The sequence below is a fragment of the Leptolyngbya sp. GGD genome (genome assembly GCF_026735145.1).
Classification (GTDB): domain Bacteria; phylum Cyanobacteriota; class Cyanobacteriia; order Leptolyngbyales; family Leptolyngbyaceae; genus Leptolyngbya; species Leptolyngbya boryana.
Window position 1 is genome coordinate 685,179 of the sequence record NZ_JAPQKE010000001.1, and the last position, 16,133, is coordinate 701,311.

The following is a 16,133-nucleotide window of genomic DNA, read 5'->3' on the forward strand; positions in this document are numbered from 1 at the left end:
TTCGGGGCTAACTCTGCGAAGTCCACTGAACTGGACTAACAGCCAATCGCAACGTCTTCTTCAGTGGGTTTCAACCTACTTCGCACAGCTAGCCCGAACTTCCAGTTCAGGGCGAGACGCAAACGCAGCGACTATCTTGCGACTATCTGCTTAAATTGGTAAGGAGTAGGATGCTTGTTGCCTTGCTAGCTCCCCACTCCCTACCTCTTACAAAATCTGCGCCGAATCATACAACTGACGCAAAATCGTACTAATCTTCTGCCCATACTGCGGATCAGCCGACCATCTCCCGGTCAATTGTTCAATCAAGGGCGCAATTCCGCGCGTCACAAACCGAAATCGCGGAGTGACGACATCCTGCACCAAAGGTTCTGTACTCGCATACGCTTTCAATAGCTGAATATGCGCTCTTACCCCAATTTGAGCATTTGGGAAACTTGCCCCTTCAGGGCCTCCACCCACATCACCTAATCCAGCGAAATTATTCTGAGATGGCTTCACATCCCCGCCAAATCGTAAATAATTGGTCTCTAGTAACATCTGACTAAAGGCAATATCATAGTTCACCCCTTCGATCGCGCCTTCTTGACGATACAAATCCGCGATCGTCGGAAACTGTGCGACCGCAGCTTCATTATTTCTTCTCAGGAACGTGATGAGTTGCGAACTCAAAGTATTGCCATTGCCCATAATGCGATCGAGCGACCCCGCACAGACCCGCAAAATCGATCGCAACGTCACCGTTCTTGTCTTCGCATCCCACCCGATCACAACATTAAACTTTGCCAAATCCGTCGCTCGAATAAAGACGACTTGACGATAGTTAATCCGAGAAATCCCCGGTTCTTTGGACAAATCAAGCCCTAAGCGATCGATAAGATCCAGTGGCACAAAAGAATTTCCATTTACCAAAATTCCTTTCTCACCATAAGTCTGACCATTCAGATTAATCGCAATTTCTGGATACTGATTCGGATCAGGCGGTAAAGCAGTTCCTCGCACCCAAGCCACTAATCCATCCGAAATGCCCAGCGACACATCTCGACGCTGATTTTGAATAATAAAGCGATCGTCTGGATTCGTCAGAAACCCGATCGTCATTAGCAACGATCCACAATTGATTTGACGACAAAAGGGCAGACTCCCTAATCCCGTATCGGTGTCGGGTCGTGCGCCTCGACTAGGAAGTTGCGGCACACGACGAATTAAAGCTTGTAAAAGCAATTCGGCATTGCGTCGTCGCTGATCATTATTCGCAATGAAGTAGACCGTCGAGCCGCGCACACTGGGATTACTGAAGGCATCGGCTCGAATTTCTAGGGCAACATCATCTCTCCGGGCGCGCGCATTAATCCAGTCAATCGCTTGTGCAGCACTCAGCGCATCCGGGACAGATAAAACTTCGACTCCGCGCGATCGCAATTCTGTGACGATCAAATCGCGCGTCAGAATCATTTCTCTGGCTTCAGTTGTCCCAGCAACGACTGCACCCGGATCTGTGACTCCATTGATGCGATTGCCATGCCCTGCGGAAATAAAGATACGTCCCATCAGCTTTACGAATAACGAATTTATAGGTTGAATCGTCAGTCGCCCATTTTATCTCTTTTTCAGGGAATGACCCATTTCCAAGGAGATTGCGATCGCGGTTTATCCAACTGATTGCAGGTGCGATCGCACTCGTCACCGATCAAAGCTCACTCAAATGCTTACTCATTCGTCCTTTGCACTTCTCCTGCGGGTTGCTTCGGCTTTCCGCCTGAATTTCGCACATTCACAACCTTCCCTAATAAATCAAACCAAAACGGCGCACCCATCGCGATCGCAATTCCGCTCACAATCCAGCCCGACAACATCCGTAAAACCCCGAGCGGGCGATTGACCATAATCTGCGCGACCTGCAACGGAACTGGCGCATTCGATGATTGATCCGTATTCAAACAGCCCTTATACAAATTGTCCCATTGCGCCTTGAGCTGATTCGCTTCAGTATTTGCGACATCTTGAGGGGGTGCAGACGAGATTGCACTGGATGGACAGCCCAACTGTCGCCCGAGATTACTCGAATTCCAGCTAATCGGAAACGAAATCTCTCGTAACACTGCATCCGTCTCATTCTTCAACTCCTCAAGCTGAGCCGAAAACCTCGGTGATCGCTGAGCATCCAAATTCAACTGCGAAGCTCGCTCAGTGACTAATCGACGCAAACTATCATCACTCGACAACCGATTGAAAATATGAAACGTATCCGAGTTCGTCGCCGCCGCTAACGTTAACCCAATGAGAATCGCCACCCCTTTTGCATTGCGTTTATACACGCCTGAAGCCCGCGACATCGAGCGATCGAACCAGACTGAAATCTCATCGCGAAACTGATTGACCTGATTTTCCGCTTGATCCACGCGAGCCTGCGACCGTTTTGCCAAAATCGCAATGCTCTCTTTTACAGAATCCGGCAGACGGCTCAACCCATTGCGAATCGTTTTATAGGTTTGATAGTCCTCATACAGTTGCCGTTCTTCGGGCGTGAGATTGGCGAGTGCATTCGCTAGGAAAATTTGCTGCAAATCATAGTCTAGATCCTCGAATTTTGTCGGGTGATCCAGAGCATTCGCATCCAGTCCCAATCGATAGTCGTTGATTTGCGTCTGAATCGTTGAATTGACTTGAGCATCAATCGGACGAGCTTGATTCGCAATCCGATCGTACGCTCTCGCCACTTCTTGATGGGTACTACTGCCTTGATGCACCAAGTCTGCAACTTCTGCAATGCTCGGTTTCAACCCACCAGAACTGAATGCTCGCTCATAATTCTGACCAAACACACTCGCCTTGTACGACTGTAATCGCCGGACAAACAGCGCCGTTTCTGGAGACGATTGATCGAAGTTTGCACAGGCTGCAATATACGCATCTAAGCTTTCTCCTAAGCGCTCGACACTCGTTTCTAAGGTCGCTGTACGCACCCGATACGCATTGAGAATTTGATCGTACTCTTCGACAAGCACCCGAAAATTTTGATCAGCACTGAGACTTGAGCGCTCTGATTTTTCCGCGATCGTGCGAATGGCCCCCCGCTCCCACCCATCTTGGAATTGATCATCATCCGGCAATCCCACCTCACCGAATTCATTGACCCAATAATGTCCTACAATCCGGTGAACGAATTTCTCAAACCGCACCTCGGACAGTTTATCCACCATAGAAGTAATGCCCAACTGCTCAATCAGCGAAGTCGCAAATGTCTCTGGTGCAATGTAAGACGGTCCCGAAGATTGATTATGACCAAACGCGCCAGGTCGATTGCCTGGAAACAGGATTCGGGTAAGTTTCCGAAATGCTTGAGGCACCGCTCCTTTCGCTGCTTGATTGACGTTTTTGAGCAAGGGATCATCATAGAGTCGTCCGACCAAATCCTTGACTCGCTGTTCTTCGGGCGTATTAATCCCGCCTCCTAAGAGTACTTCGATCGAATCTTTCAAATGTTTTGCCCGCCATTGCAGCACTGTTGCCAGTAATTCTTGTAGTTCTGAAGCTAGCAGACTTAGAATTAAGTAAGTAAAGATTAATCCAATAGCAACATCTAAAACAAAAGGTAAATTCATCGATCCAGTTCTCCCTGACGCTGAGTGAAGCGCCTAACATCATACACAGAGCAGTGAAAGTGTAGCGATTTCTTCCTTTTATCTCGTAAAAATTAAGAAAAACATAACTCTGGTATTGCGAATTGGTTACGATTTCTGAATCTTGACCTGATACGCTTAAGGGAGAAGGCGCAGGATCGGGACATGAAACGTCGATCGCTACTACAAGCAGGTATTTTTCTCGGAGTCTGGGGAGCCAGTTCATGCACTCGGACAGCACAAGTTCTCGCTGCGCCGACTGCTCGAAAACTCGCGCTTTTAGTGGGAATTAATCAATATCGCAATGCGGCACTGAATGGCTGTTTGACCGATATTGAATTACAAAAAGAATTGCTGATTCATCGCTTCGGATTTCAGCCCAATGACATTCTGACTTTAACGGATCAGCAAGCAACGCGATCGCGCATTGAAACGGCTTTTATAGAACACCTCATTCGACAAGCCCAACCGAATGATGTGATTGTTTTTCACTTTAGCGGCTTCGGAAGTTTACAAAAACTCGGCACAACGGCAGATGACATTCAGCCAATTTTGATCACAGCCGATGAACCGCAAGATAACGTAATCGCGAACGGAATTTCTCAAGATACTCTGCTGCTGCTTTTGCGATCGCTGCCGACTCAGCAAGTCACCACGATCATTGATGCGGGTTATCTCTATCCGGGCTATCCTTTGCGGGGAAATTTGAAACTGCGATCGCGATCCAGCGATCCGGCAACTCAATTGATTGACGAAGAAATCGAGTTTCAAGAACGGTTACTTACAAATACGAAACTCGATCGCACTCGAACAAAAGTGCAATGGCGATCAGGACAAATGCCAGGAGTGGTTCTATCTGCTGCCGATGCTCAACAATTTGCGACAGAATCCCCTTGGAATGGATTTAGTGCAGGGCTGTTTACTTACGCACTGACGCAGCAACTCTGGCGATCAATGCCCGAAACCACGCTGAGAGTCGATCTCAGAGGAGCCTCCGAACTGATTGCAAGGCAGTCTGATGCCAAGCAACAACCCATTTTAATCGGGCAGAAAAGCCGCGAGCGACCGCTCAAACCTTACCAAGTGCCCATAACTCAACCGTCCGCTGATGGAGTCATTACCGCGATCGAAGACAATGGCAAAATCGCATACTTATGGCTCGGAGGTTTACCTCCCCAAGTGCTAGAAGCTTACAGTCTGGGCGGATTATTCAGGACAGATCACTCAATGCTTCAAGTGTATGAACGCAATGGATTAGTAGCGAAAGCCAAAGCGATAGAATTGCCTGTGCAAGTCGGTCAACCGATTCGAGAAGCGATCCGAACTTTGCCGAAAGATCTGAGCTTAGCGATCGCGATCGATGCGACCTTAAATCGAGTCGAGCGAGTCGATGCCGTGAGTGCTTTTTCGGGACTGCCAAGAGTTGCAGCAGCGATCGCCGGAGAGCAAGCAGCCGACTATTTATTTAGCAAAGTTGAAGAACCGACACAAGTTGCTTCACTGACAACAGAAGCGATGAAAGGAACGATTTCACCCGCTGGATATGGATTATTTTCACAAGGGCGAGAAGCGATTCCAAGTACAGCAGGCGAGTCTGGAGAAGCTGTAAAGTTAGCAGTCAAAAGGCTTACGCCACAGTTGCAAACGCGCTTAGGTGCAAAGTTACTCAGCTTGACAGCGAATTCAGATTCATCTCAGATCTCCGTGCGCGCGGCTCTCGTCAATGCTGACGCAAAGATTGCCGTCCAGCAGACGAGCCGTATTGCCGAGCCTGCGAGTGATGTCGTGCCTTCTAATGGAAAAGTTCTCTCACTTCCAATTGGGACTTCGATTCAGATCCGGCTTGAGAATCATGATGCTGAATTGATTCACTTTCTCGTTCTAGGATTAGACAATAATGGAACGGGTGTAGTACTCAGCCCAAGAGAAAATGAGCAAGTAAAATCCACGATCGCTCCCGGCGAAACCTTCACCCTGCCTCAAGCGCAATCCGATTGGATTGTACGTTTGCCCGCAGGTCTATCTGAAGCTTATGTGATTTGTAGCCGTACTCCATTTCAGCAAACTGAAGCTTTAGTAGGAACTCGAGAAAAGTTTATCCGCTCTCTTCCCAATTTCCTTGATGTTGCTCAAGCAGTGCTACAAGATGTGCATCAAGCAAGTAGTACAATCCCTGCAATTACGCCTCCTGAACTCTTCGCTCTGAATGTCAATGCATGGGCAACGTTTCGCTTCTTCTATCAGGTGGTTTAGAGAATAAGTGGTTTAGAGAATAAAATGGGCGTGCGATCGTAAATAGGCAATTTTGCGAATCAACATTGATGCAGTTCTGGAATACGATCGCAGTAAATTGAATCTAAACTTCGATTTCTGAGTTTCCTTCTACTTCATTCATCGTTATGCAAATGCAACGCGTATTGTTATCTTTAACGGCTGCTCTTGGAATTGGGTTCAGCCTCAATTCCTGGTTTCAAGCTCCCACAGCAGCACAATCTTCTAAAGTTGCACAAAATTCAGAGTCCCCCTTAGAAACACTCCCAAACGTCGATAACATTCGCTTTCGCGCGCTAACTTATCAGCGATCGCAAACTCAAAGTAATTCAGCAATAGAAGCAGCGATTCGCCGAGAGCTTTCTGGAGATGTAGCTAACGTTCGCTATCTTTATAACTCGATCGATTTAGATGGCGATGGTCGCGATGAGAAAATTGTATATTTAGTTTCTCAATCAACCTGTGGCACAGGCGGCTGTACAATGCTGATTCTCAAACCAGCAGGAAACGGTTACAGTTTGCTTTCGCGACATACGATCGTCAATTCTCCGATCGTCGTCAGCAACACCAGAACAAAAGGCTGGCGCGATATTATTCTGTTCGTTGCAGGTGGAGGTATACAACCGAGCTATCGCAGCTTAAAATTTAACGGTTCTACTTATCCGAGCAATCCTTCAAGCGCTCCAAAATTAGCTCCTAGCACGATCGTAACGGGAACTGCTCTCATCTCGAATCAGATTCGCCCAAGCGTTGGCATTCCGCTCACGGCTCAGACAGGAACACCTCAACTGACACCTCAGCAGCAAGCTTCGCTGAAGTCTTTGAAAATTGCGATCGCAGTTCCAAGCTCTGTTCCTGCTGGCTATACGGTGAGCAAAGTGGATGTGAAACCTTGTGAAGGTAGATGCCGATTTGGGCCAGACTATGGCATCGTTTACCGCCATGCACAGCAGGATAAATGTTTTGCGATCGAGGCAACGGGTGGCGGAGTGGGTGGTGTACCTGGAGGGTATGAATTCCCAGTAGAAACGCAGCTTTTCGGGCGAGTCTCTCTGCTGTTTGGTGAGCAAACTGGAGACTTTAAAACCCCATCCGCTCAGCAGCTTTCTACACCTCAGCCCAATTTACTCAATGATTGGGCAACTGCACCAGGTTCGACTTCTCCGTTTTATCGAATTCTTGGTGCGGATTTTGTTCGTCGAACCTACTACGGTGGCAAAACAAATCAATGCCGAAATACGATTACTCCAAATGAGGCAGCAGAAATTTTGCGATCGCTGTCCTGGTTAAAGTAACGTTTTGACTCACTGAACCAATTTCGCCAAGCTGCGCTTCTGAGTGTCCAATAATTCATCGACTAAAACGAGATTCATTGTTCTCGGAAGCGCCTGCTAGAGTATTCAAACAGCTTTTTGTCCATTGATCCGATCTGCCCAAAGCTGATTCTGCTCTACACTGAGCACAATCCGCCGATAAAACTCGTTCTCAAGTTCCAAAGTCAAATATCGTCCCAACCGTGTCACATACCAAAACTCTTTACCCCGATCGGTATAGTAAGTTCCCGCCTTAATCACCCCTGGCAAAAAGGTTCCTGGCATCCTAACATCCGTCCAGCTATGTCGCGGCTCCTCAGTTGATACCTGAGTAATATGACTCAACGGAATGTACAAATCCGCATTAAAGTAAAACGCCCAAATACGTTCCCAACCATCAAGATCGACTTTGAACTGATCATCTGAAATAGATAATTGCATAGCTTTTACTGCGAGGATGTTCTAAAGATATCAAAAGACTTTTCGCTCACATTGCCATCCCACCCCGGAACGGAATTTCGCAGCTAGTAAAACGAAGCCCCCTAACCGGGACGAAACAGAAGCTTGAGAAATCCAGTCCTTTTAAGGACTTCGCACCGTTAGCCCCGGAATTCCGTTTCCGGGGCGGGTGAATGCGTCTCAACGACGACTTTCTAAATCATCCTCTTAAACTGGTTCATAAAAGACCGATCGATAAAGTCCTTCACCCACCACACCCACGGAGCGCGCCAACCGAATCCCCCATAGGATGCCACTGCAACCTTATCCCCCGTTCCAATCAAACTCAGATAGCGTTTCTGAGGACGATAAGGCTTCAACACCCGATTTTCCAACTTAGCCCGGAGATTGTGAAACAAAGGCTTGCCCTGCCTCACTGCAAATACTCCTGCCTTCGGTCGATCGTAGTGCATCATTGTGGCAATATCACCCGCTGCAAACACCTCAGGATGAGACACCGACTGTAAAAACTCATTCACCAAAACGAATCCTTGCGCGTCTACTGCCAACCCAGACTGCTTGACCCAAGGCGCAGCCGAGGCATGAGTCACCCAAACCGTTGCATCACAATCCGTCGCACGTTCCACAGCTTGCCCAACGTGAAGTTGAATCCCTCTCTGCGTCAAAATCTTTTGAAATTGCTGCCGCACCCAAGCGTTATGACTTGGCAACAACTCGCGATCGCGTTGAAACAAATGAATCTCTAACTCAGGCATCTTCGCCTGCATATTCAACGCCAACTCGACCCCGCCTGTTCCACCGCCTACGATCGCCACACTCTTACCGTCAAACTGATTCCACCATTTGAGAAACTGAGCAATCGGCTTTGCCCCAATTCCCGCCGCTCCTGCTGGCATCATCGGCGTACTGCCAATATCGAGCGACACGAGATCAAACTCAACCTCTCCTGCCTCACATAAGACTCGATGCCGAGCCAAATCCAACCCAATGGCGCGATCGATTCTCAATTCAGCCTTAGCGAATTCACACAGCGAGCGCAGATCGATATGACACTCCTCATACGAGTAGAAGCCTGCTACATGTCCCGGCAACAGCCCTGAATAAGGCGTATTTTCTGCCTCACTAATCAACGTAATTTCGACATCAGACAGCGGATGCAATCCGAATTGCCGAAGTGCGATCGCGTGACTATGTCCTCCTCCCACCAAAACCAATTTTTGCATTCCGGTAATTTCTTCAGGTTAGCGATCGACAACCGCGAGAACGCCCACGTATAACTACTAATTTTTACGAAAAATCCGTTAAAACCGATAGCTCAAACGGCAGATAAAACCGTGCGCTCCGTAAACTCATGGCTATTCTGTATAAATGTAAACGACTGGGGTATCCGTATGAGCAAACGACACTGGATGATGAGCGCTGCAACCGGAACAGCACTCTTACTCACAAGTTGCGCGACCAACCGTACCAATACTCAATCTACACCGCCCACCCCCCAAGCCTTCCCGCAACCTGTCGTACCCGCCAAATCGCTCACCCTGCCTCCGGTCAAAATCGCAGGCATGATTCCAACGACCAATAGCAAACTCCCATTAATGCCCGTTGCTGTCGGAAGCAATCGCGATCCCTTCGCAGCGCCTCAAATGCCAACCGACCTGAGAGCCACGATCAAACCAGCCCCCACAAAAACGATCGCAGCAAAATCCTCAACCATCAGCACTTCACCTGCCGTTGCTTTACCTCAGCCTCAACCCATTCGGCTCACTTCTACCCCGATGCCTCCGCTCTCAGTCGGCACACTGCCGACCGTCCAACCTGCTCTGCCTGTGATCCCACCCCCTCCTATCTCTCGCCCAAATTTGGCAGACGCGATCGTCTTAAGCGGCGTGATTCAAACTGGCTCAAACATAAGCGCGATCGTTCAAGATACCGACGGAACCTCGCGCTATGTGCAAGTTGGAGAACGCCTCGCAGGTGGAGAAGTGACGGTAAAACGAATCAACCTAAATCCGGCAGGAACTCCCTCGATCGTCTTCCTGGAAAATGGCAAAGAATGGGTCAAATCCGTCGGCAGTTCAGAAAGCTCGATCGCACTTTAGAACTTGCAGAATTGCTACATTGGAGAAATCTGTGATTGCAATTAAAATCGTAGATTCACGATGCAACGATTACTGCGGAAATCGCCATGAAGCTTTCTAAAAAGACACTCGAACAGCGACTTGACCATGTTTACGATGTAATTATTGTAGGCGGCGGAGCGGGTGGACTCTCTGCTGCAATTTATTTACAACGCTATCGGCTGTCGTGTCTGGTGATCGAAAAAGGTCGCGGTCGATCGTTCTGGATGCAAGAACTGCAAAATTATCTCGGTCTGCCCCCTGGCACTCCTGGTCGCACCATGCTCCAGCAGGGGCAAAATCATTTTCTCTCGCTAAATGGCGATTATCTCATGGGCTTTGTCGAAGAGGTGCAAGATGAAGGAGAAACCTTCGCCGTCAAAGTCAAAGTCGGCAAACAAGATAGCATTCACCCAGTTTTTCGCTCTAAATATGTGATTGCTGCGAGTGGGATCATCGACCACTTGCCCAAGCTCGACGATATGCAGAACGTATTCGACTACGCTGGACATAATCTGCATGTCTGCATGATCTGCGACGGTTGGGAAATGGCGGACAAAAAATGTGGCTTGTTTGTCGGCAGCGAAGGCGCGATTAACACCGCATTTGTGTTGAATTGGTTTACGCCTTACATCACCGTTTTTACCCAGGGCTTATTTGAAGTCAGCGACGAGATGCGAGAAAAATTAAAATCTCACGGATATCCACTCATCGAAACGCCGTTAAAGCGATTCGTTGGACATGATCATGAGATGACAGGCGTAGAACTCGCGGACGGACGGACGATCGAATTACAGACGGGCTTAGTGGCAATGGGTTCGCATTATTACAATGCCTACTTAAAAGGGATTGAACTCGACTGGAAAGGCGGAAACCTCCTAACTGACGACATGTGTAGGACATCGCATCCGAGAATTTTTGCACTGGGAGATTTAAAAGAGGGATTAAATCAGGTATCAATTGCGGTTGCAGATGGTACATTGGCGGCAACTGCAATTTGGCGAGACATTCGTCGATCGTCTCCTCCGCGATTATGGGAGGAAAACCTTAACGTCATAACCCAAGAGGGAGTACCTATCTCGTGATGCAACTTGACGCTTCTCAAGCTCAGCAAATCTTTGCTGAAAATGCCCGTCTCCAAGAAGAACTGCAAATGCGCGATCAGCTCGTGCAGCAGCTCTCGCAGGAATTATTCCGCCTGGTTAAAGGCAATGCGAGTGCGCCCATCCCCGCTTCAGATGAGCCGTCCGATCGACAAGTCGCTGAAGTCCGGGCGCTACGCGAACAGCTTCAGACCGTAGAGGAACAAGTCACGTTCTACCAAGAGCAAATTACGCAACGCGATGAAGAAATGCGCCAGTTACGGCAAACGGCTCAGGAATTAACTGAGCGATCGAAGATGCTCGAACAAGTCGTGCAAGAATTGCCTAAAGTGTATCGGCAGAAATTTGCCGAGCGGATGCAGCCTGTGCGAGAAAAGGTGGCAATGATTCAGCGCGAAAATCGTCAACTTCACGCGGAACTCCAAAGCGTCAATTATCGCTTAGCCGTGCAAAATCGCAGAAACGGGCATCTTGATTTGCCGAGTTTTCCACGAGGTGAGGGTGAAATTTCACTGCCCACCTTTGGGAATGCTTAAATCAAGAATCTCTAACGCATAAATTGAACGACAAAGCCCCCACAAGCTAAATCTTGCGAGGGCTTTTTGCTGACAGTGGTTTACTGGAGTTAGGTTTCGACTTCGATCAACTCGCGAAGAGATGAGATCTAGAGCGACTAAGAGCGCTGAACGAGGTCAAAACGCGATGAATAAAGCAATTCTGATAAATTAAGCGATTTGCAGCACTTCTTGAACTCGACCAAAAGCATCCTCGATCGCTTCATAATTCTCGAAAATCGAAAACGCCTGATCCAGTTGCGTAATCTCAAAGACCAACCGAGTCGAGGGACGCAATCCACATAAAACAAGCTGAGTACCAGTATGGGTCGCAACTTTTAATCCTGAGACTAATGAAACTAGCCCCGAACTATCAATAAATTCAACACGCGACAGATCAATAATCCAGGCTTTATATTGCCGAGGTGCAAGGGTTGCCCACTGTTGGTGTAATGCTGCACCACCCACTGCATCTAATCGACCCTGGGGCTGTAATACAACCTCTTCGTGCCGCTCAATTAACGCCATTTCCATATCTCCACATACTTTCGTTCACTCTCACATCCATGCTTCATCCGGAAGACTTGACTAGAGCAAGGATCGTTCCTTTGCTAAGTAGTTGTACGCATTATTTAGTGCTTCAACTATAAGGAGTCTGTTTCCGGATGCACTAAACAACTATCGTAGTTTTATCGAATCTTTATTTTTCTCCGTATCTCAGCGCAATTTTAATAAAGTTTTCCTGATCGTTACAGAAAAATACGGATGACAGTTGTGAAGAGATGCTAATGAATCTGTCCTAGATCGCGAACTTGAAGAAACTGTCGATCGATTGATTGACACTTGAGGCGAAACCACGTCAAGATCGAAAGAAGATGAAGGTTTGTAAAGGTTATTGCAATGTCACTTGACTTCATTTCGCCGGAAGCGATCGAGCAGATTGCTCAGCAGTATGGTTATTGGGCGATTTTTTTCGGAATTTTGTTAGAGAATTTAGGGCTGCCCATTCCCGGTGAAACGGTGACGCTTGCGGGTGGTTTTTTGGCAGGAAGCGATCAGCTGAATTATTTCTGGGTGATTGGTGATGCAGCGCTCGGCGCAACGATCGGCGGCAATATTGGCTACTGGATTGGGCGCTACGGCGGCTGGGCACTGCTGGTCAACTTGGGCAAGGTGTTCCGCATTCAAGAGACTCAAATCGAAGAACTAAAGCGCCAGTTTGGGGAGAATGCTGGCAAGGCAGTTTTCTTGGGTCGCTTTGTGGCACTGTTGCGGATTTTTGCCAGTCCGCTCGCCGGGATTGCAGAGATGCCCTATTGGAAATTTACGCTGTACAACACTGCTGGAGCGTTCACTTGGGCAACGGTCATGGTGTCGTTGTCGTATTTTGCGGGTCAGGTTGTCCCTCTAGAGAAGCTGTTTACGCTGGCTTCACAGTTTGGGGTAGTGGCACTTTTGCTCGTAGCGGCTTGGCTCGTGGTTCCGTTTTGGTTGGAATCGCGGAAATCGAAACAGTTGGTGTCTGAAACGCTAGAAGCCAATGCACTGCCAACGGTGTCAGACGACTCTTCTCAAAGCCAGTAATCTTGTTCAATTTGCATAAATTTGCGGGAGCCAAATTTGGCTCCTTTTTTGTGGCTTGATTTGAGCGATCGCCTAATGTAGAATAAGAACTCCTCGGGCGATTGGCACAGGGGTAGCGCATTCCCTTCACACGGGAGAGGTCACTGGTTCAAATCCAGTATCGCCCATATTTTAGAAACGAGTTTCGGAGAGAAATTTCACTATGAAGCCGGAAGTCGCGATCGCAATTCTCTATCAGCATCAGACTTTCCTGCTTCAACTCCGAGATAACATTCCAAATATTGCTTATCCAGGACATTGGGGACTGTTTGGGGGACATTTAGACCCAGGCGAAACGCCTGAAGTGGCAGTCGTTCGAGAATTGCAAGAAGAAATTTGCTATGCGGCGACGGAGCTGGTGAAATTTGGAGTGTACGACGACGATCGAGCGACTCGCCACGTCTTTGCAGCTCCACTGACTATAGATGTTTCTGAACTCAAGCTGATGGAAGGCTGGGATTTAGGGCTGTTCACAATCGCAGAGATTCAGCAAGGAGAGCGGTTTAGCGATCGAGCCAATCAAATTCGACCGTTGGGCGCAATTCACCAGCGAATTTTGCTAGACTTCATCAATGCAAAAGGGTGAGATGATTTCACATCATGGATTTGGTGCGACTACAAAAGGCGCTTTCGGTCGAAGCTGATCGCGGATTTAATGATCTGGAGGGCAATCAGTTCCGCTTCAGCGAATTTTTGCATCTCACATTGACCGAAGGAACTCCCGCACTCCCGGCATCTGAGCAAGCACGCTGTCAAACGATCGCGAATCAATTCGCGAAGTATTCAGATTTAGAATTTTCACAACGCCAGCATTTAGTTGCTGAAACTCGACGCTTTCTCTACCAAGTCAAAAAATCTGAAGAAAAACCGACGGAGAAAGCCTCTACTAAACCCACTTCAAAAGCTACGCCAAAAGTAACTCCGAAACCGATCGAGGTTCCTGCACAAGACATTCCCCTCACACAAGCCATTACTTACCTACCAGGGATTGGTCCAAAAAGCGCCGAAAAGCTTGCCAAACTTGGGCTTTACTTTGTGCGCGATCTGCTTTACTACTATCCGCGTGATTATATTGACTATGCTCGCCAAGCGAAAATTCGCGAACTCAAAGTTGGCGAAACGGTGACAATCGTCGCCATGATTAAAAGCTGCAATTGTTTCACCAGTCCGCGAAATAGTAAGCTGACAATTCTCGACTTAAGCATTCAAGACTCCAGCGGTTCGATGAAAATCAGCCGTTTCTATATGGGGAGCCGTTTTGCGAGTCGCGGTTGGCAAGAACAACAGAAAAGACTGTATCCGAAAGGAGCCTCGATCGCGGCTTCGGGGTTAGTCAAACAGACCAAATATGGCATTTCACTCGAAGATCCGGACATTGAAGTGTTGGATCAAGAAGGCGAAACCCTTGATTCTTCAAACATTGGTCGGATTGTTCCGGTCTATCCCTTAACTGAAGGAGTTGGGGCAGATTTAGTCCGTCGGGCAGTGACCGCAGCGTTACCTGCGATTAAGAATTTGCATGAACCGATGCCGAAAGGGTTGCTTGCAGAATATGGATTAATTGGTATTCAAGACGCGATCGCGAATATTCACTTTCCGACTGATTCGGAGACATTAGAATCGGCTCGACGACGCTTAGTATTTGATGAGTTCTTTTACTTACAGCTTGGCTTACTCAAACGGCGCAGAGAACAGCAGCAAACTCAAGCCAGCGCAGTACTCGCACCAACTGGAGAATTAATCGATCGCTTCCATCAGTTACTTCCCTTTAGCTTAACGAATGCTCAAAGCCGAGTTGTCAATGACATTCTCAATGATCTTCAGAAACAGACTCCGATGAATCGGCTCGTGCAAGGCGATGTCGGTTCAGGAAAAACCGTTGTTGCTGTCATTTCGATCCTAGCAGCGATTCAATCGGGCTATCAGGCAGCGTTTATGGCTCCAACTGAAGTTTTAGCAGAGCAGCACTATCGAAAATTAGTGAGTTGGTTTAATCAACTTCATTTGCCAGTGGACTTGCTCACAGGTTCGACCAAAGCAGCCAAGCGGCGAGAGATTCACAGTGGATTGCAAACCGGGGAACTTCCTTTGCTGGTTGGAACTCATGCTTTGATTCAAGATACAGTCAGCTTCGATCGCTTAGGCTTAGTCGTGATTGATGAACAACATCGCTTTGGCGTTGAACAACGCGCCCGACTTCAGCAGAAAGGCGAACATCCTCATGTGCTTACGATGACTGCAACGCCCATTCCGCGAACCCTTGCTTTAACGCTGCATGGAGACTTAGATGTTAGTCAAATTGATGAATTGCCACCTGGACGAAAAGCCATTCAAACGACTGCATTGACAGGTCGCGATCGCCAACAAGCTTACGATCTGATGAAGCGGGAAATTGCCCAGGGACGGCAGGTTTATATCGTCTTGCCTTTGGTGGAAGAATCAGAAAAATTGGATCTCAAATCCGCGATCGACGAACATCAACATCTGAGTGAGAATGTTTTTCCAGATTTCAAAGTAGGGTTACTGCATGGTCGCATGACTTCTGCTGAGAAAGACGATGCCATTACTCAGTTTCGAGATAACAAAACCCAGATCCTCGTCTCTACAACAGTTGTAGAAGTCGGTGTCGATGTCCCGAATGCGACTGTGATGATGATTGAACATGCGGAACGATTTGGATTATCACAATTGCACCAGCTTCGGGGTCGAGTCGGACGGGGCGGATCGCAGTCGTTCTGTCTATTGATGAGCAATTCTAAGAGTGAAACCTCAGTTCAGCGCTTGAAAGTGCTCGAACAATCTCAGGATGGTTTCTTTATTTCTGAGATGGATATGCGATTTAGAGGGCCAGGAGCAGTGTTAGGGACGCGGCAATCCGGCTTGCCAGATTTTGCCTTAGCAAGCTTGGTCGAGGATCAAGAAGTCCTTGTGCTAGCAAGAGAGGCAGCAGAGCGAACGATCGAGAAAGATCCCACGATCGAGAAATGGAATGCGATGAAAGCGGAATTAGAATATCGCTATCAAAGGCTGATGGGTGGAGCAATTCTCACTTAAGGCGGGACGCAATCGA

Annotated in this window: 13 protein-coding genes and 1 tRNA gene; 9 read left to right on the forward strand and 5 right to left on the reverse strand. The window is 48.0% G+C overall.

The genetic code is table 11. The features are described from left to right. Nucleotides 1-207 precede the first annotated feature (207 nt). Both tftA and OU814_RS03270 read right to left on the reverse strand, forming a co-directional pair. On the reverse strand, nt 208-1,551 hold the full coding sequence (tftA, locus tag OU814_RS03265) for a hormogonium tapered terminus morphoprotein TftA (RefSeq protein ID WP_017290513.1): 1,344 nt from the start codon (nt 1,549-1,551) through the stop codon (nt 208-210). Nucleotides 1,552-1,709: 158 nt separating this feature from the next. Continuing rightward, entirely contained in the window at nt 1,710-3,605 is a 1,896-nt protein-coding gene (locus OU814_RS03270; protein WP_017290512.1) for a hypothetical protein, read from the reverse strand. A gap of 183 nt (nt 3,606-3,788) precedes the next feature. Here OU814_RS03270 and OU814_RS03275 point away from each other — a divergent pair, with 183 nt between their 5' ends. After that, a complete protein-coding gene (locus OU814_RS03275; protein WP_268180429.1) occupies nt 3,789-5,876 on the forward strand; it encodes a caspase family protein in 2,088 nt (695 codons plus the stop codon). 146 nt (nt 5,877-6,022) lie between these two features. Beyond that, on the forward strand, nt 6,023-7,189 hold the full coding sequence (locus OU814_RS03280; protein ID WP_268180431.1) for a hypothetical protein: 1,167 nt from the start codon (nt 6,023-6,025) through the stop codon (nt 7,187-7,189). Between the two features lie 105 nt (nt 7,190-7,294). On the opposite strand, the gene OU814_RS03285 is transcribed toward OU814_RS03280, so the two are convergent. Together OU814_RS03285 and OU814_RS03290 are read right to left on the reverse strand one after the other, a co-directional pair. Beyond that, nucleotides 7,295-7,648: a hypothetical protein gene (locus OU814_RS03285; protein ID WP_268180433.1), complete on the reverse strand. Its 354-nt coding sequence runs from the start codon at nt 7,646-7,648 to the stop codon at nt 7,295-7,297. A 212-nt stretch (nt 7,649-7,860) separates the two neighbouring features. Next, complete coding sequence (locus OU814_RS03290; protein ID WP_268180435.1) at nt 7,861-8,889, reverse strand: FAD-dependent oxidoreductase; 1,029 nt, start codon at nt 8,887-8,889, stop codon at nt 7,861-7,863. Between the two features lie 168 nt (nt 8,890-9,057). Here OU814_RS03290 and OU814_RS03295 point away from each other — a divergent pair, with 168 nt between their 5' ends. From OU814_RS03295 to OU814_RS03305, 3 genes are all read left to right on the forward strand, one after another. Then, nucleotides 9,058-9,765 (forward strand): hypothetical protein, encoded by a 708-nt coding sequence (locus OU814_RS03295; protein WP_268180437.1) that lies wholly within the window; start codon nt 9,058-9,060, stop codon nt 9,763-9,765. Nucleotides 9,766-9,851: 86 nt separating this feature from the next. After that, entirely contained in the window at nt 9,852-10,868 is a 1,017-nt protein-coding gene (locus tag OU814_RS03300) for an NAD(P)/FAD-dependent oxidoreductase (RefSeq protein WP_017290506.1), read from the forward strand. After that, the gene (locus OU814_RS03305) at nt 10,868-11,422 is read left to right on the forward strand and encodes an Npun_F5560 family protein (protein WP_017290505.1); all 555 of its coding nucleotides are present in this window, start codon (nt 10,868-10,870) and stop codon (nt 11,420-11,422) included. Before OU814_RS03300 ends, OU814_RS03305 begins: the two co-directional genes overlap by 1 nt. Before the next feature lie 189 nt (nt 11,423-11,611). Here OU814_RS03305 and OU814_RS03310 read toward each other — a convergent pair whose 3' ends face one another. Then, on the reverse strand, nt 11,612-11,974 hold the full coding sequence (locus OU814_RS03310) for an STAS domain-containing protein (RefSeq protein ID WP_017290504.1): 363 nt from the start codon (nt 11,972-11,974) through the stop codon (nt 11,612-11,614). Nucleotides 11,975-12,340: 366 nt separating this feature from the next. Between OU814_RS03310 and OU814_RS03315 the strand changes: the two genes are divergently transcribed. The 4 genes from OU814_RS03315 (at nt 12,341) to recG (ending at nt 16,117) form a co-directional block, all read left to right on the forward strand. Then, nucleotides 12,341-13,024 (forward strand): DedA family protein, encoded by a 684-nt coding sequence (locus OU814_RS03315; protein ID WP_017290503.1) that lies wholly within the window; start codon nt 12,341-12,343, stop codon nt 13,022-13,024. 95 nt (nt 13,025-13,119) lie between these two features. Next, nucleotides 13,120-13,191: transfer RNA gene (locus OU814_RS03320), tRNA-Val, on the forward strand. Nucleotides 13,192-13,226: 35 nt separating this feature from the next. After that, entirely contained in the window at nt 13,227-13,649 is a 423-nt protein-coding gene (locus tag OU814_RS03325) for an NUDIX hydrolase (protein WP_268180440.1), read from the forward strand. 14 nt (nt 13,650-13,663) lie between these two features. Continuing rightward, nucleotides 13,664-16,117: an ATP-dependent DNA helicase RecG gene (recG, locus tag OU814_RS03330; protein WP_268180442.1), complete on the forward strand. Its 2,454-nt coding sequence runs from the start codon at nt 13,664-13,666 to the stop codon at nt 16,115-16,117. Nucleotides 16,118-16,133: the final 16 nt, after the last annotated feature.